Here is a 16306-nt window from a genome sequence, read left to right as displayed (position 1 = left end):
TAAAACGCCCACGGCGAAAGCCATGGGCGTTTAAAATTCATTGAGCTGGAAATTAAGCCAGTTCAGTTTGAAGCCAAGGCCAGCCTTGTTTCTTACGGCTTAGAGTGTTTTCCATCATAAGCATGCCATCTTTCTCATGCTTAACAAGCTTCTCTGCCCACTCACCCTTATAAAGTAGGCGAGTTTGCGCTGTTGTGATGTCGGTTAGCATTACTGCTGCAAACGCTAGGCCTTCTTCAGAACAACGACGCTCTAGGTCCGCTTCTAGTGCATCGATCATGCCGTCTACTTGCTCTAGTGTCGCAAGTTCAACCTGACCAACTACAACGTCACGACCGTTGAATGGGTAACCTTTTAGATCTTTTTCTACAAGTTGTGCTGCTGAAAGACCTTCGATATCTGTTTTAGCGATCAGCAGATCTTTAATGAATGCATCAACATCACATACATCAGCGATTTTGGCTAACTCTTCAACCGCATCTTTGTCTTTCTGAGTGCATGTTGGAGAAGCGAAACCTACTGTATCAGATAGGATAGCTGACATCATAAGCTTAGCAATTTGAGGCTTAATCTCATGACCTTCAATCTTAAACATGTTGAACAGTATAGTGTTAGTACAACCAACAGGCCAGATCCAAGCTTCCATTGGGTTCACTGTCATCACATCACCTAGACGGTGGTGGTCAACGATACCAAGAATTTCTGCTTCAGCCACATCATCCGGCGCTTGTGCTAGATCTGAGTAGTCTACTAACCAGATTTTCTCACCCGCTACCGAAGTACGTAGTTCAGGAACTTCTGCACCCGCAACTTCAAGAATATGTTGGGTTTCACGGTTAATCTCACCTTGGCGAATCGGCATAGCTTCAACACCACGAGCTTTCAGTAGCTCTGTCGCTACCAACGCACTACAGATACTATCGCTATCAGGGTTCTTGTGACCTACAACTAGAATCATCTTTTTTCCTATCTGACTAAATTTCTTCCCATACGATGGGTCATTACTCACGAGGGCAATATTTTACCTGATTCTGATAATTTGTCATCGCCTAGGCGAGAATATTTCGGCATAAGCAATGACTATTCGATTCATTGCACACCGCTCGACAATTAAGTTTAGCACTTATCACACTCTTTCGTGATTGATGCGTCGCCCCCCCTTTGGTCTCAAATACGCATCATCTTGCTAACCCCAATCATCAAGGAAAGTTAAAAATCATTATTGAAAATAATTCTCATCAGCATATTATTGATAATAATTCGCATTAAGGTTCGATATCTATGAGTCACTCACGCCTTTTACAAACCTTGCCGAACTGGCTAACACTGGCGCAGTTCGCTCCAGCTTACAAACGCTTGCTGCTGCCCGTTGCTTTAATTGTGCTTGTGGCTAATCCAACCACTAGGCTGGTTACTGTCAACACCCTATCAGACGCCTTCTGGGCTGTATCGAGCTACGTTGCCGTTACCCTCGCGATTTATCACTATCTATCGGGCTTTTTCAGTCAAAACAATCGCATTGTTAACCTTTATCAAAGCTCACGAAATCATCAGGTCTTGTTTGCCGCACTACTTGGCGCGTTGCCAGGTTGTGGTGGTGCGATTATCGTCACCACGCAGTTTGTCAGTGGGCGGGTTGGATTTGGCGCAATCGTTGCGGTACTTACCTCGACAATGGGGGATGCGGCGTTTCTTCTCCTCGCCAGTAAACCGGATATCGGTTTTGCGATTATCGGCCTTGGTGTAATCGTGGGCTGTGTTTCTGGCTGGATGGTGAACGAGATCCATGCCGACGACTTTTTACGACCCGACACTCAACGAATCACCCCTAGCGTAGATGTGTGTCGCATCGCGACCAAACGTGTTGAACTGCATGCCATCAATTTACAAGGTGTGTTTTGGAAGTGGCTATTGGTTCCAGCAACCGCCATCGCCTTTATGGGATCTTTTCAACTCGACATCAATCAAATACTCAGTTTGCCAACCATGACTATTGAGTGGATAGGAACGATATTGATCATCAGTAGCACTCTGCTCTGGTCTCTCACTAAAGAGATAAAAGACTACGAATCTACCGTGGCAGAAGATGCAAAGCAGGTCTCATCGCATCCTATCCAGAAGGCGGCACAAGATACCAACTTTGTCACGGCTTGGGTGATCATTGCGTTTATGGCGTTTGAACTGTTTAGCTTCTTCGGACAAGTCGATATATCGACGAGCTTCGCTGGTTTAGGCGCTTGGATGCCCCTAATCGGTCTTGCTGTTGGGCTACTGCCAGGATGTGGGCCGCAAATTCTGCTAACCAGTCTCTATATTGCTGGCGTGGCGCCACTGTCCGCTCAACTAGCCAATGCGATATCTAACGATGGAGATGCGCTCTTTCCTGCTATCGCACTCGCTCCTAAGGCAGCACTAGTGGCGACCGTTTATTCAGCGATTCCGGCATTTCTCGTCGGTTACGGCTATTATTTTCTATTCGAAATTTAGCACTATCAGTGTCTAAGGCTAGGTCATAAGACCCAAATAGCGCCCCACTAGAGGGCGCACCTATTACGTTATCGATGAATGGCGAATATATCCTCGATGACAAAAAAAGCCGCTTGTTCAGACTGCGGCTTTTTGTTTGACTTTTTTCGGTACGTCTATGTCGCCGAAACTACTTATGACGTTCCTTTAATTTGTTGATGACGTCATTCATCGACAAGCCCTGATCTTGAAGCAGAACCATCAAGTGATAAATAAGATCTGCAGACTCACAGATTAACTCCGCCTTATCGCCCGACGTCGCCGCAAGCGCGACTTCAACGCCTTCTTCGCCCACTTTTTGCGAAATACGCTTGGTACCACGGGAATATAAGTGTGCAGTATAAGAAGACTCAGGGTCGGCGTCCTTGCGGGCAGCCAGTAGCTGCTCAAGTTGATGAAGCCACACCATTTGAGTCTCTTCTTGCTGATCGGCATCCCAACACGTTGTGGTTCCCGTGTGACAAGTTGGACCTATAGGATCGACTTTAACCAGTAACGTATCGTTGTCACAGTCAAGGGCAATATTCTTCAGTTGCAGAACATTTCCGGACGTTTCGCCTTTGGTCCATAGACGCTCTTTAGTTCGAGAAAAAAACGTCACCTGTCCCGTTTCCCCGGTTTTAGCCAACGCATCTTGATTCATGTAGCCCATCATAAGGACTTGGCTAGACTGAAAGTCCTGGACTATTGCTGGAACTAATCCACCCACCTTATCCCAATCAATTCTCTCTGCCAGTGTATTCACTTCCGCTGCGGTAAAACTCATAAACGCACCTCTACACCTTGTTGTTTCAGATACTGTTTTAGCTCACCAATGTTGATGACCTGCTTGTGGAATACCGAAGCCGCCAGCGCACCATCTACATTCGTTTTTTGGTATGCCTCAGCAAAGTGCTCCATTGCACCTGCGCCGCCGGAGGCAATCAGTGGTACTTTGCAAACTGCACGTACCATATTGAGTTGTTCCAAATCGTACCCGTTGCGAACACCATCTTGGTTCATCATATTCAATACGATTTCACCAGCACCACGCTGTTGTACTTCTTGTACCCAATCACGTGTTTCCCATTGAGTCGCTTTCGTACGCGCCTCATCACCCGTAAACTGATAAACCTGATACTTGCCTGACGCTTGGTCAAAGTAAGAGTCGATACCAACGACAATGCATTGTACGCCAAACTTATCCGCGAGATCGGTAATTAGCTGTGGATTCGCTAACGCCGGTGAGTTGATCGAGACCTTATCTGCGCCAAACTCTAATATGCGAGCGGCATCTTCGGCGGACTTAATGCCACCAGCGACACAGAAAGGAATATCAATCACTTCAGCCACTCGTTTAACCCAACTCTTGTCTACGACACGACCATCGCTCGAGGCAGTAATGTCATAAAAAACAAGTTCGTCGGCACCCTCTTCAGCATAACGCTGAGCAAGCGGTACAATGTCGCCGATGATTTCGTGATTACGAAACTGCACGCCCTTGACTACTTGCCCATCACGCACATCAAGACACGGAATTATTCGCTTTGCCAACATGCAAATGCCTCCTTTGCAGGAAACTTACCATCAAGCAGTGCTCGACCAACAATCACGCCTGCCACACCGCTGCCTTTCAGAGCTTCGATATCTGCCAGAGAACCAATACCACCGGATGACTGGAACTGAACTTGAGGGTACTGCTTACACAGATCAACGTAGAGTTCTACATTTGAACCTTCTAACGTACCATCACGCGAGATATCGGTACAAAGAACGTGTTTTAGCCCAACGGTTAGATAGTCATCGATAAGCGCTTCAATCGTTACACCTGAGTCTTCTTGCCAGCCAGAAATCGCGACCTTACGGACACCTTGTTCGTCAATATTGATGTCGAGTGCTAGAACAATTTTCTCCGCACCGTACTTTTCCATCCAACCCTTTACCAGTTCAGGCTGCTTAACCGCGGTTGAACCGACTACAACGCGTTGTGCGCCCGCTTCTAGCAGATCAACCACATCCTGCTCACTGCGCACGCCACCGCCAATCTGAATGCTAGCTGGCGTACTAGCCAGTAATTTGGCAATCAAATCCAGTTGGCGTGCTGTTGTATCTTTCGCACCAGTCAAGTCAACAAGGTGAAGCCAATCCGCCCCAGCCTTGTGATAGAGGTTGAACTGTTCGGCCGGATCGACTTTGTATTCTGTTACTTGGCCGTAATCCCCTTGATATAAGCGAACTACCTGGCCTTCAATTAAATCTAATGCTGGAATAATCACTAAACTATTTCCCTTTGATTCTTTAAATTACAGCTCTAAAAAGTTCTGAATAAGCTTCGAACCGGCTTTAGATGAGCGTTCTGGGTGGAACTGCACACCATAGTAATTGCCACTTTGAACCGCAGCGGTAAACGGATTACCGTAATCGCATTGTGCGATGGTGTATTCACCAACAGGCATGGCAAAACTATGGACGAAGTAAAAGTATTCCCCCTCTTCGATACCTCTAAATAGAGGGTGATCGGGTTTGGCTTTCACCGTATTCCAGCCCATATGAGGCAGTGGCAGATCACCAGTGTCCATCAGTCGGACTTCACCTTGACAAAGGCCAAGACACTCAACGATTTCGTCTGCTTTTTGGCCTTTTTCTTGCGAAAACTTACCTAAAAGCTGCATCCCTAAGCAAATTCCGAGCAGAGGCCTTTCTACCTGTTTAACCAGCTCAATTAGGTTGCGCTCCTCAAGGTTTTTCATTGCTTCGCTCGCCGTGCCTACACCTGGCAGAAACAGCTTATCTGCGGCCAAAACGACTTGAGGATCTTTCGATATGCTCACTTGGTAGCCGAGACGTTCAATGGCAAATTTCACTGAAGAGACATTGGCACAACCGGTATCAATAATGACAATTTTCTGATCTGTCATAACTCTATCCTTACAATACGCCTTTGCTGCTTGGTAACTCTGTGCCTTCTACCTTAATCGCTTGACGAAGCGTGCGACCAAAGGCTTTAAACAGACTCTCAATGATGTGGTGGTCGTTGTCACCGGCTGATGAAAGGTGCAAAGTACAAGCTAATGTGTCAGTCAATGAACGGAAGAAGTGAACGACCATCTCTGTCGATAAGTCACCAACCTGTTCACGGCTAAACTGGGCATCAAATTTAAGATATGGACGACCCGATAGGTCCAGAGCACATTGAGCTAAACATTCGTCCATTGGTAAACTAAACCCAAAACGGCCAATACCACGTTTATCACCCAGAGCATCTTTCAGCGCTTGTCCTAAAGCTAAAGCGGTATCTTCAATGGTGTGGTGATCATCAATATGCAGATCGCCTTCAACCTGACAGTTCATTTGGAAACCGCCGTGTGTAGCGATTTGATCCAGCATATGGTCGAAGAAACCTAATCCAGTAGAGATCTGGTTTCCACCTTGCTCATCCAGATTTACTTTGACCTTGATATCTGTTTCCTTCGTCGTACGAACCACTTCTGCGACACGAGCTTTTACCGTCAAGTCCTTGAGGATCTGCTTCCAGCCCATCGTTTCCGGGTTGTATTGAATACCGCGAATCGCCATGTTTTCAGCCAATTGCAGGTCTGTGTGACGATCGCCAATAACAACGGAGTTCTGGAAATCAACCTTACCGCCCTGCAAATACTCTTTAACCATGCCTAGCTTAGGCTTACGACATGAACAGTTGTCTTCTTCGAAGTGAGGGCAGATAAGAACGTCATCAAACTTGACGCCTTGCGACTCGAAAATGTCCATCATCATATTGTGCGGTGCATCGAAATCTTGTTGCGGATAGCTGTCCGTCCCTAGCCCGTCTTGGTTAGTCACCATGACTAAGCGATAGCCTGCTTCTTGTAGCGACAGTAGACTAGGAATAACAAATGGTTCAAGCTTCAATTTGTCTAAACGATCCACTTGGAAATCAACCGGCGGCTCAACAATTAAGGTGCCATCACGATCAATAAAAAGGATTTTTTGCTGTTTACTCACGGGAACTTCCTTATTTCAAAATGGTTGGCAGCCGCAATCAGCCGCTGCCAATGATGCTTTAGTTATAATAATTTCTGATAAATCCGAGTGTTTTTTCACACTCATCACGGCTACCAATGCTGATTCGGACACAATTATCAATTGGCGAATTACGTAAAATAATGCCTCGGTCCCAAGCGGCTTTAAATAGCGCATCACCATCAGGGAATTTCACTAATAAGTAATTACCCCAACCTTCGAATATTTCTAGACCATGAATCATCGACAAACCAACCTGTAAGTAGGCGCGATTGGCATTGAGGTCCAATACCTGAAACTTAGCGCGTGCTAGGCCAGCTTCGGACAGAGCCTGAGTGGCGATTTCCGCGACAGGAATTGGCACGGGATAAGGCGCGATGACCTTGAGTAACACATTAATTAGTTCTTCGTTAGCGAGTGTAAAACCACAGCGAAGCCCAGCTAAAGCAAACGCTTTAGACAAAGTGCGTAAAACCGCCAAGTTCGGGTATTGCTCTAGCAGTCCGACGGTGGATGCCTCTGGACAAAAATCAATATAGGCTTCATCCATAACCACGATGGCTTTATCTTTCGTCATTTCAAGTAAAGTGATGATATCTTCACGCTTGACTAGGTTGCCAGTCGGGTTATTCGGGCTACATACAAACACCAGCTTAACGTTTTCAAGGTTTTGTTCGATACCTTGTAAATCAAGCTGCCAATCCTGTGTCAGTGGGACTGTTTTGCGCTCAACACCGATAGTTTCAGCACTGATTGAATACATGCCATAGGTTGGAGGGCAATAGAGGATCGCATCCTCGCCCGGTTCACAAAACGCTCTAACGAGCAATTCGATACCTTCATCGGCACCACGCGACGTGAGTGTTTGCTCTGGTTTCACACCTGCGTATGCGGCATAAGCTTCGATCAGTTCTTTTGGCTGGCATTCGCTGTACCGGTTTAGGCGAGCGAAATCCGTTTTGTATTCATTATTAAACGGTGACTCATTGGCATTCAGCCATACATCCCCTGTCCCGCCAATGCGACGCGCAGAGAGATAAGGAGTGAGTTGTTGAATCTGTTTACGTGCTAGCTTTTCCATTGTCTCTACCTTACGCCTTTGCCAATTTTTCTACGCGAATTGTCACCGCTCTTTTGTGAGCATCTAGCCCTTCGGCTTCGGCCATAGTCACGACGGTTGGAGCAAGATTGATTAATCCTTCAGCAGACAGCTCTTGCACTGTCATGCGCTTAGAAAAGTCCGCCAAGCCGAGACTAGAATAAGTACGTGTGTAACCGTAAGTCGGTAATACGTGGTTAGTACCAGAGGCATAATCGCCCGCCGATTCTGGTGACCAATTACCCAAGAAAATAGAGCCTGCATTGTCAAGTAATGGCAGTAATTCTCTCGGCTGTTTGGTTTGTACTATTAAGTGCTCTGGGCCGTAGTAGTTTGAAATCGATACCGCCTGAGTAATCGAGTCCGCGATAATAACCAAGCTTGAAGCCAAGGCTTTTTCTGCAATCTCGGCACGTGACAACTGTTTCAACTGACGTTGTACAGCATCGATGACTTGATCGGCGATAATAGGTGATGGTGTCACAAGAACCACCTGAGAGTCTGGACCGTGTTCAGCCTGACTGAGCAGATCGGCGGCGATAAAATCTGGCTCAGCCGTGTCATCTGCAATGACAAGTACTTCTGATGGTCCAGCAGGCATATCAATCGCAGCGCCACGGAAGTCGTTGCTCACCTGACGCTTCGCTTCCGTCACGTAAGCATTACCAGGGCCAAAAATCTTGTCTACTTTAGACACAGATTCGGTGCCGTAAGCCATCGCAGCGATCGCTTGGCCACCACCAACTTTATACACCTCATCAATACCACACAGTCTTGCGACATAGAGGATCTCATCCGCAATTGGCGGCGGTGAACATAACACCACTTTTCGACAACCTGCGATCTTTGACGGAACGCCAAGCATTAATACCGTAGAAGGGAGTGGCGCACTTCCACCTGGGATGTATAAGCCGACCTTCTGGATTGGACGAGTGACTTGTTCACACAATACACCAGGTTGAGTTTCAACTTTAATTAGTTGCGGCTTTTGCGCTTTGTGGAACTTGGCAATATTAGAATAAGCTTGATTCAGAGCTTGCTTCATCGCATCCGTTAGCCGATCACACGCTGCTTCAATTTCTTGCTCAGACACACGAATAGACTGGGGCTTAACGCCATCAAATTTTTCGGTCAGTTCGACCAAGGCTGCATCACCACCTGTGCGAACCTTTGCAATCACATCAGAGACGGCGGCAGTAATATTTGCACCTTCAGTAATCGCTGGACGCTCTAAAATCGAGTCCTGCTGAGATTCACTTAGCGATTGCCAGACAACTGTTCTCATGGTTGTTACCCCATCATTTTTTCGATTGGAAGGACAAGGATTGAGCTCGCACCCAGCTCTTTTAGCTGTTCCATTGTTTCCCAGAACAAGTTCTCTGTACTCACAAGGTGAACGGCAACTTTGTTTATCTCGCTTGATAGTGGTAGAACTGTTGGATCTTCCGCACCTGGAAGTAGCGCTTTGATTTTATCGAGTTTGTCTGTCGGCGCGTGCAGCATGATGTACTTAGACTCTTTTGCCTGTTGAACACCCTGCATACGAGTGAGCAGCTTTTCAATAAGCGCCTGCTTTTCAGCATCAAACTCACCAACACGTTGGATAAGCGTCGCTTTAGATTTGAAAATAATTTCTGCTTCTTTGAGACCATTGGCTTCCAACGTCGCGCCTGTCGATACCAAGTCGGCAATCGCGTCAGCCAAACCCGCTCGTGGCGCTACCTCAACAGAGCCAGTCAGCATACACGTTGAAAAAGGTACGCCCTGCTCGTCCATGTAGGCTTTAAGCAATTGTGGGTATGTGGTCGCGATACGTTTGCCCGCTAAATCTTGTGGACCGTTGTACTGAGCATCTTTGTCGATAGCAATAGATAGGCGGCAACCACCAAAGTCTAAGCGACGTAGTTGGACGAAGTCACATGGTTCACCCAGCGCTTTACGGTCAAGACGCACTTCTTCCAGTTCGTTTTCACCGATAAAACCAAGATCAACCACACCGTCCATAATAAGGCCAGGAATGTCATCGTCACGAACAAGCAACAGGTCAATCGGCATATTTAGTGAGTGAACCACAAGACGCTCACCCATGATATTGAATTTAACGCCGCACGTTTTTAGTAGAGTCTGACACTCTTTACTTAGGCGACCTTTTTTTTGGATTGCGATTCTTAGGCGTTGTGTTTGCATGACATTTTCCCTGTGCAAATATTTGAAATCGATAAACTTTTCAAGACTGTAAAACTGAAAAACCCTCGGAAGAGTTGGTCTCCCGAGGGTTCTAAATCCTGTAGTTTGCGATATTAGCCTCCGGGAGTTTCCTGTCTCCCGGGTATGCGTGCATCTCCCGAAAGACTAGACTGGGTGATGGTGATGATGAATATTCATGACTAAATTACGCATACTTAATAAGCTCTTCTGTTTCGCTTTGTTGTTATCCACACTAACTAAGCTATCAACATTTTTCAACCATTTATTCAAACTTTTTTCATTTTGTCATATACAAATATAAAGGGAGCCGAAGCTCCCTTTATATTTTTCGTTCAAATGATGTGGTTATGCGTTGTGGCAATTTGCCATTTTCGATTTAGACAATACCGAAAGAAGCACACAAATCGCGACGAAAGCGATCGAAGAAACCGCAAATGAAAGTCCAATTGAAGCAGTCATGCCTAAGGTAACAAAGCCAATACACGAGACCGCCGCCACCGCCAGTGCATAAGGTAGCTGAGTGGATACGTGATCGATATGGTTACAACGCGCACCTGTAGACGACAGAATTGTGGTATCAGAGATTGGAGAACAGTGGTCACCGAATACCGAACCAGCAAGTACTGCACTTAGCATTGGCAGCATCAGCGCCAGATCCGTTGCACCAGCCATATCACCCGCAATTGGAAGCATGATACCGAACGTACCCCATGAGGTACCTGTCGAGAATGCCATTAGGCCAGATAGCAGGAACAAGATCACTGGTAACCAATGTGGGTTGATATTGCCTTGTGCCAGAGTCGAAAGGTACTTACCCGTGTTCATATCACCAATAACAGAGCCAATCGTCCACGCAAACACTAGAATAAGGATTGCACCAAACATTGATTTCGCACCAATCCAAAGCGTACGTGAGATTTCGCCCATCGCAATGCCCTGCTTAACCACGGTGAATAGTGCAAACGCAAGCCCGACTAAACCACCGTAGATAAGAGAGGTACCGACATCGGTATTCTCAAACGCACCCAGCAGATTAAATTCGACACCATCAGCAGCCAACGCTTGGCCACCTGTGTAAAGCATAGAAGCAACAGTTGCGATGATCAGGAATACAATTGGCAGAATCAAATCTAATACTTTACCGCCTTCGCTCTCACGAATATCCAGCTCTTCATTCAACTCATGCGCTTCTTGGCTATCTTCAGCTTGTTCTGCGCTAAACCCATGTCCACGCGATGCTGCAATCTCATGCTCACGCATTTTACCAATGTCTAAGCCAAACCAAGCTACCGCAAACACCATTAGCAGTGCAAAAATCGCGTAGAAGTTCATTGGAATCAGACGTACATACGCACCAAGCGCAGAGTATTCAGTGATGCCATGAGAAACAAGAATGCCACCGATGATCGTCATGATGTAGGCACCCCAGCTCGAAGCTGGCATGATCACACACATAGGTGCTGCGGTTGAATCGAGGATATATGCCAGTTTCGCACGTGATACGTAAAAACGATCCGTCACAGGACGAGAGATGGCACCTACCGCCAAGCTGTTAAAGTAATCATCAACAAAAATGAAAACGCCTAAAAAAGCAGCCAGTAATTTTGAGCCACGTTTACTCTTAACACGTGTTTGTGCCCATTCAGCAAAAGCACGAGTTCCGCCGGAAAGCGTCAGCAATGCAGTCATCATACCCAACAGGATAAGGAAACCAACAATGCTCATATTCCAAACGTTTAAGCCGCCATCTTCAACAAAAACACTAGATACCGTTGAACCAACGTAACCCAGCGTATTTGATGCAGAATAGTCATTTAGTAAGATAGCGCCAAGTAAGATACCGACACCGAGTGATACCAAAACACGGCGCGTTACGATAGCAAGACTCAAAGCCACTAATGGTGGCAAGAGAGAAATAGGAGATGATGCAAAATCAATTAAATTCATGATCTTCAAAAACCAGTAATAAATGGTTAGAGATCTACTGCAGACTAATTGAAGGAAATCATTTCCTAACAATTAAGTGAAATTAGCGACGAGCAAGCGAATGCTTAACCCTGCCCTACAGTAGCGCTCCATAGTTTTACAAATTATAGACTATGGCAGTGTTACCCCTTTCGGGTGCAACCCCAGCAAGCATCGTTGATATGAATACTCACTTCGGCGAAATAACCTTTCCTGTTTGTTCATTGGCATCACCCCAACAAACATTACTGATTTATTCCGCGCCTCTACCGCGATGTGTAAAATATTAAACTACCGAAAAGTCAATTTAACAATAATTTAACCCGACAATCGCATTAGGTTGCAGCCATTGTACTTAACCTGAGAGTCGATTCAACATATTATTCGATTTTATTGTTAATTTGTCCCATTCGAAGCGACTGACTAAGATTCCATGACGGATGAATAATCACTACTATTTAGCCGGTAATAATAGATACGCAGGGAAAACAAGCTGACCCTATATGGTCTTTATTGACTCTGGTTAACATACCCACATTAACAACGTGTATATATGTCTAAAGGTTAAAACAGTAACAATCCTACAATTAATAGGATTGATATATAGCTCTTCCCATATTGATATGAAACTATAATAACAGTAACTCTGTCGTAATTTAATTAATCAGATTTACGACTCTATTTCGCTCTTCGCTTTTTAATTCATTGAGACAGCAACAGCGAAACATCCGCTGTTTTTTATATTTTTTATTGCAGAAGATTGTATTATTTAAATTTGAAGTTTATGATTCATCGACAACTTATATACGAAGAGACGAATTAATGTCGGAACTAACTAAAACACTATTAAACATCCGTAGCCTACGTGCTTTCGCACGTGAACTAACACTAGAGCAACTTGAAGAAGCGCTAGATAAATTAACGACTGTTGTTAGTGAACGTAAAGAAACAGAAGAAGCTGAACGTGCTCAAGCTGCTGAACAAGAAGCGAAGCTAGCCGCAATTGCAGAGCAAATTGCAAGCGACGGTATCGACGTTGAAGCATTAATTTCTGCACTTGCCGGTGAAAATAAAGGCAAAGCGAAATCTAAGCGCGCTCCTCGTCCTGCAAAATATAAGTACACTGACAGCACTGGCCAAGAGAAAACATGGACAGGTCAAGGTCGTACGCCTTCTGCAATTCAAGAGCTATTAGACGCTGGTAAATCTCTAGACGATTTCCTAATCTAATCAGTCAACGTTTGTTACAAGCAATTAAAAAAAGCGCCCATTGGGCGCTTTTTTATCGCTAACAAACCTCACTCGAGTGAGGTTTGTTATTTATTCGTTGATTAACGTTCCCAATACGCTTCTTCCAAGCTATCTTCACGCTCAGGTAAACCACGAGACAAACGTGGTGAATGCTGAACTAAAACTTCATAACTCGCTCGGTTAGAATACTTACAAACTTGCGAGAAAGAGGAGTAAGTCAAATATGAGTACGCATGTTTACTTGAGTTAGGCACGTTTTCTTTGTGGTACTTATTTGCCGCCATATCATGCAATAACGCCGATAGTGCTGCATCCCCCGCTCCGTTGGTATTTTTGATTTTTTCCGGACCACCCATATATGGCGAAATATGAGAGTAAACTCTAATTGGATTCTCACACAAGTCTTTTGAAGCTGGTCGGCTAAATTCATAACGGTTGAATTCTGCAATACTACCAGGAAGAAGAGGCAAAGATGTTTCACGTTTAGCTGAATCCTCAGTGTAACCAGCCATAAATAGACCAACCGGACCCGCAGTACATAATACTAAATCAACCCATTCTAGAGTTTTATCTGACGCCGCTAGAGGATCAGACTCACCCGTTAACGCTTCTGCTTCATCTTCATTCATTGCAACGACACTAACGTGATCACGTAAGAAATCCTGCCATAATTGAGGATCGTCTTGAATCACAAACTTAGTTCCAAGTGTCAGTACGACCGGCACTTCATATTTCTTAGCGTATTCAATCGCTCTCATCGTCGCTTCAGGCATCGGATCGCCCTCTTTACAACGAACCAAGTAAGCCGTTAGTACTAAAGCCGATGCGTTCTTGAATATTTTCTCAGGAATATTGTCAGGGTGAAGCTGGTTCATTTGCCCTTCACTGATTGCAAATGTGCGTTCACCATCTTCGGTAATAAGAGCAAAACAGCGGCCAATTGCACCATCAACACCTTGCAGATAATTGAGATCCATTCGGCTAGAGGTATTACATAGGTAGCGGTAGCCATAACTACCAATTTTAATATCTTGGCTCATTACACCCAGAAGTGTCGAACGATCATCCGCTAATACTGAGTAATTATGAAGCGTATTACCGATGGTACCACCAGCGTATTCATTGGTGATAAGTTGGCTTTCTTTCAACTCGTTATATAACGCTTCAGCTGTCTCATCATCAATAACCAGTGAGTGTCCCTTACTCAGCTTATATTTATCAATCAACTCGCTGTTTACTTTCGCTTCAATATCTACCAAGGTTTGATCGATACCAATAATGTGCGTACGCGACATTTTTTTGCTTTCTTGTGATTGAGTCACAAGCGGATCGCGAGCGTGAACAGGAAAGTAATGCTTCGATTTGCGTTGACCAGGAAATTTCATATTGATGATTCTGAATAAGGGATGAAAGGATGCCGGATTCTACCTCGCCCTTTTTAGCGCGGCAACTAGAGGAATTATAGCAAACGTTTGCAATCGTAATTAAATCTGAGGCGATTTAGTACGTATTAAATAAGAAGGGATTTTCATCAACAAAGTAGCTGATTGTTGCTACTTCGAGCACATTCGCTCTCCGTTCCCAAACAGAATGTCAGATCTCACATTCAATTTCACTGAGACCTGATCAAATGTGATATGACGGATTACTCGCCTTCCATAAAGCTTAGATCCGGTAAACTTGCTAGATTTTCAGAGTAACGCTTTAGGTTGAACTCACCGTCGTTTTTCATGACATCATAAATCTCAATAGCCACGGCACAAGCCATCATGGCAATGGCGTCTTCACGGGAGGTGCCTGTCATCATCAAACGAATCAAAGTCTCTTTGACTTTAATTGGGTTTCCATCCTCTAGCTGATTTTCAATCACCTCAATCAATTGTTGCTCTTCGATGATTTGGTTCTGGTCGCTCATTTCAGTTGCTCTGTGTAACTTGAATTTCTGCAACTATGCCATATATAGATTCTCTATACTCAATTATTCTCAGGTTTCTGTCAGTGATTGAGGGGAAATTGACCAAAATCGAAGTGTGAGTTCGATCTCGGATCTGTCCCCTTGCTATGCTTTCTGATAAAATCTGCCTCCAGTTTATTTAAGTGGTGTTTAGTAATGTCTGACAACTGTACTGATAACAGTCAAAAGAAAGTCATCGTTGGCATGTCCGGCGGTGTGGATTCATCCGTTTCTGCTTATCTTCTCAAGCAACAGGGCTATCAAGTTGAAGGCCTATTCATGAAAAACTGGGAAGAGGATGACAATGAAGAGTACTGTACAGCAGCTGAAGACCTTGCAGACGCGCAAGCAGTGTGCGACAAACTAGGCATCCACCTACACACCATCAACTTTGCAGCGGAATACTGGGACAACGTGTTTGAGTATTTCCTTGCTGAATACAAAGCAGGCCGCACGCCAAACCCAGATATCTTGTGTAATAAAGAGATCAAATTCAAAGCATTCCTCGAATTTGCTGATGAGGTTCTTGATGCTGATTACATCGCTATGGGTCATTACGTTCGCCGTACGTTCCCGACGGCTGAAGAGCTTGCAGCAGGTGAAAAACCTAAAATGCTGCGCGGCCTAGACAGCAACAAAGATCAAAGTTACTTCCTCTATACTCTAAGCAGCGACCAAGTGGCACGAAGCCTATTCCCTGTTGGTGAGTTAGAAAAGCCTGAAGTTCGCCGTATTGCAGAAGAACAAGATCTGATCACCGCGAAGAAAAAAGATTCCACAGGTATCTGCTTTATTGGTGAACGTAAGTTTACCGATTTCCTAGGTCGTTACTTACCTGCTCAACCAGGCGATATAGAAACACCTGAAGGTAAAGTGATTGGCAAGCACAATGGCCTGATGTATCACACTCTTGGCCAGCGTAAAGGTCTGCACATTGGTGGTCAGAAAGGCGGCGGCGGTAATGAAGACCCATGGTTCGTTGGTGAAAAAGATCTCAAACGCAACGTTCTTATCGCGGTGCAGGGTAAAGATCACCCAATGTTGAAGTCTCAAGGACTTATCGCTTCCCAATTGCACTGGGTTGATCGTGAAGCGATTAAAGAACCGTTACAATGCACTGTGAAAACTCGCTACCGTCAAACAGATATCCCATGTACTATCATCCCTATTGATGATGAGAACATCAAAGTCATCTTCGACGAGCCGCAAATTGCGGTGACACCGGGACAATCTGCTGTTTTCTATCAAGGTGAAGTCTGCTTAGGTGGCGGCATCATCGAAGAGCGAATTTAATTTATCTTAAT

The 16306-nt window shown here is 45.1% G+C and carries 15 protein-coding genes, 1 riboswitch and 1 other annotated feature; of the genes, 3 read left to right on the top strand and 12 right to left on the bottom strand.

Annotated features, from left to right (window positions below; genetic code table 11):
- Positions 1 to 52 precede the first annotated feature (52 nt).
- Positions 53 to 958, bottom strand: coding sequence for a manganese-dependent inorganic pyrophosphatase (locus tag DA100_RS00300; protein ID WP_138970317.1), 906 nt, complete (start codon positions 956 to 958; stop codon positions 53 to 55).
- Between the two features lie 323 nt (positions 959 to 1281).
- Here DA100_RS00300 and DA100_RS00295 point away from each other — a divergent pair, with 323 nt between their 5' ends.
- On the top strand, positions 1282 to 2487 hold the full coding sequence (locus tag DA100_RS00295; protein WP_138970316.1) for a putative manganese transporter: 1206 nt from the start codon (positions 1282 to 1284) through the stop codon (positions 2485 to 2487).
- Positions 2488 to 2656: 169 nt separating this feature from the next.
- Here DA100_RS00295 and hisIE read toward each other — a convergent pair whose 3' ends face one another.
- The 9 genes from hisIE to DA100_RS00250 form a co-directional block, all read right to left on the bottom strand.
- Positions 2657 to 3292 carry a bifunctional phosphoribosyl-AMP cyclohydrolase/phosphoribosyl-ATP diphosphatase HisIE gene (gene hisIE, locus DA100_RS00290; protein WP_138970315.1) on the bottom strand — a complete coding sequence of 212 codons (636 nt, stop codon included), beginning with the start codon at positions 3290 to 3292 and terminating at the stop codon, positions 2657 to 2659.
- On the bottom strand, positions 3289 to 4062 hold the full coding sequence (hisF, locus tag DA100_RS00285; protein WP_138970314.1) for an imidazole glycerol phosphate synthase subunit HisF: 774 nt from the start codon (positions 4060 to 4062) through the stop codon (positions 3289 to 3291). The genes hisIE and hisF overlap by 4 nt, the downstream gene beginning before the upstream one ends.
- On the bottom strand, positions 4044 to 4781 hold the full coding sequence (gene hisA, locus DA100_RS00280) for a 1-(5-phosphoribosyl)-5-[(5-phosphoribosylamino)methylideneamino]imidazole-4-carboxamide isomerase (protein ID WP_138970313.1): 738 nt from the start codon (positions 4779 to 4781) through the stop codon (positions 4044 to 4046). The genes hisF and hisA overlap by 19 nt, the downstream gene beginning before the upstream one ends.
- A 27-nt stretch (positions 4782 to 4808) precedes the next feature.
- Complete coding sequence (gene hisH / locus DA100_RS00275) at positions 4809 to 5423, bottom strand: imidazole glycerol phosphate synthase subunit HisH (protein WP_138970312.1); 615 nt, start codon at positions 5421 to 5423, stop codon at positions 4809 to 4811.
- A gap of 10 nt (positions 5424 to 5433) precedes the next feature.
- Positions 5434 to 6507, bottom strand: coding sequence for a bifunctional histidinol-phosphatase/imidazoleglycerol-phosphate dehydratase HisB (gene hisB / locus DA100_RS00270; protein ID WP_138970311.1), 1074 nt, complete (start codon positions 6505 to 6507; stop codon positions 5434 to 5436).
- Between the two features lie 58 nt (positions 6508 to 6565).
- Complete coding sequence (gene hisC, locus DA100_RS00265; RefSeq protein ID WP_138970310.1) at positions 6566 to 7606, bottom strand: histidinol-phosphate transaminase; 1041 nt, start codon at positions 7604 to 7606, stop codon at positions 6566 to 6568.
- A 10-nt stretch (positions 7607 to 7616) separates the two neighbouring features.
- The gene (hisD, locus tag DA100_RS00260; RefSeq protein ID WP_138970309.1) at positions 7617 to 8909 is read right to left on the bottom strand and encodes a histidinol dehydrogenase; all 1293 of its coding nucleotides are present in this window, start codon (positions 8907 to 8909) and stop codon (positions 7617 to 7619) included.
- A gap of 5 nt (positions 8910 to 8914) precedes the next feature.
- On the bottom strand, positions 8915 to 9811 hold the full coding sequence (gene hisG / locus DA100_RS00255; RefSeq protein ID WP_138970308.1) for an ATP phosphoribosyltransferase: 897 nt from the start codon (positions 9809 to 9811) through the stop codon (positions 8915 to 8917).
- A gap of 53 nt (positions 9812 to 9864) precedes the next feature.
- Positions 9865 to 10001, bottom strand: a sequence feature (His leader region).
- Between the two features lie 176 nt (positions 10002 to 10177).
- Positions 10178 to 11779 (bottom strand): Na+/H+ antiporter NhaC family protein, encoded by a 1602-nt coding sequence (locus tag DA100_RS00250; protein ID WP_138970307.1) that lies wholly within the window; start codon positions 11777 to 11779, stop codon positions 10178 to 10180.
- A gap of 113 nt (positions 11780 to 11892) precedes the next feature.
- Positions 11893 to 12074: riboswitch (Lysine riboswitch) on the bottom strand.
- Positions 12075 to 12619: 545 nt separating this feature from the next.
- On the opposite strand from DA100_RS00250, the gene DA100_RS00245 reads away from it, so the two are divergent.
- Positions 12620 to 13027, top strand: coding sequence for an H-NS family nucleoid-associated regulatory protein (locus tag DA100_RS00245; protein ID WP_138970306.1), 408 nt, complete (start codon positions 12620 to 12622; stop codon positions 13025 to 13027).
- A 101-nt stretch (positions 13028 to 13128) separates the two neighbouring features.
- On the opposite strand, the gene DA100_RS00240 is transcribed toward DA100_RS00245, so the two are convergent.
- The gene (locus DA100_RS00240) at positions 13129 to 14433 is read right to left on the bottom strand and encodes an inosine/guanosine kinase (protein WP_138970305.1); all 1305 of its coding nucleotides are present in this window, start codon (positions 14431 to 14433) and stop codon (positions 13129 to 13131) included.
- A gap of 260 nt (positions 14434 to 14693) precedes the next feature.
- Entirely contained in the window at positions 14694 to 14963 is a 270-nt protein-coding gene (locus DA100_RS00235; protein WP_138970304.1) for a hypothetical protein, read from the bottom strand.
- 195 nt (positions 14964 to 15158) lie between these two features.
- Between DA100_RS00235 and mnmA the strand changes: the two genes are divergently transcribed.
- Entirely contained in the window at positions 15159 to 16295 is a 1137-nt protein-coding gene (mnmA, locus tag DA100_RS00230) for a tRNA 2-thiouridine(34) synthase MnmA (RefSeq protein WP_138970303.1), read from the top strand.
- Positions 16296 to 16306: the final 11 nt, after the last annotated feature.

It is taken from the genome of Vibrio sp. Hep-1b-8 (assembly GCF_006124995.1).
Classification (GTDB): domain Bacteria; phylum Pseudomonadota; class Gammaproteobacteria; order Enterobacterales; family Vibrionaceae; genus Vibrio.
This window is presented reverse-complemented; position numbering and strand designations above follow the sequence as displayed.

Bases quoted from the DNA above. Each gene is read 5' to 3' on its own strand.
- DA100_RS00300 (WP_138970317.1), bottom strand. From the start codon at position 958: ATGATTCTAGTTGTAGGTCACAAGAACCCTGATAGCGATAGTATCTGT.
- DA100_RS00295 (WP_138970316.1), top strand. From the start codon at position 1,282: ATGAGTCACTCACGCCTTTTACAAACCTTGCCGAACTGGCTAACACTG.
- hisIE (WP_138970315.1), bottom strand. From the start codon at position 3,292: ATGAGTTTTACCGCAGCGGAAGTGAATACACTGGCAGAGAGAATTGAT.
- hisF (WP_138970314.1), bottom strand. From the start codon at position 4,062: ATGTTGGCAAAGCGAATAATTCCGTGTCTTGATGTGCGTGATGGGCAA.
- hisH (WP_138970312.1), bottom strand. From the start codon at position 5,423: ATGACAGATCAGAAAATTGTCATTATTGATACCGGTTGTGCCAATGTC.
- hisC (WP_138970310.1), bottom strand. From the start codon at position 7,606: ATGGAAAAGCTAGCACGTAAACAGATTCAACAACTCACTCCTTATCTC.
- hisD (WP_138970309.1), bottom strand. From the start codon at position 8,909: ATGAGAACAGTTGTCTGGCAATCGCTAAGTGAATCTCAGCAGGACTCG.
- hisG (WP_138970308.1), bottom strand. From the start codon at position 9,811: ATGCAAACACAACGCCTAAGAATCGCAATCCAAAAAAAAGGTCGCCTA.
- DA100_RS00250 (WP_138970307.1), bottom strand. From the start codon at position 11,779: ATGAATTTAATTGATTTTGCATCATCTCCTATTTCTCTCTTGCCACCA.
- DA100_RS00245 (WP_138970306.1), top strand. From the start codon at position 12,620: ATGTCGGAACTAACTAAAACACTATTAAACATCCGTAGCCTACGTGCT.
- DA100_RS00240 (WP_138970305.1), bottom strand. From the start codon at position 14,433: ATGAAATTTCCTGGTCAACGCAAATCGAAGCATTACTTTCCTGTTCAC.
- DA100_RS00235 (WP_138970304.1), bottom strand. From the start codon at position 14,963: ATGAGCGACCAGAACCAAATCATCGAAGAGCAACAATTGATTGAGGTG.
- mnmA (WP_138970303.1), top strand. From the start codon at position 15,159: ATGTCTGACAACTGTACTGATAACAGTCAAAAGAAAGTCATCGTTGGC.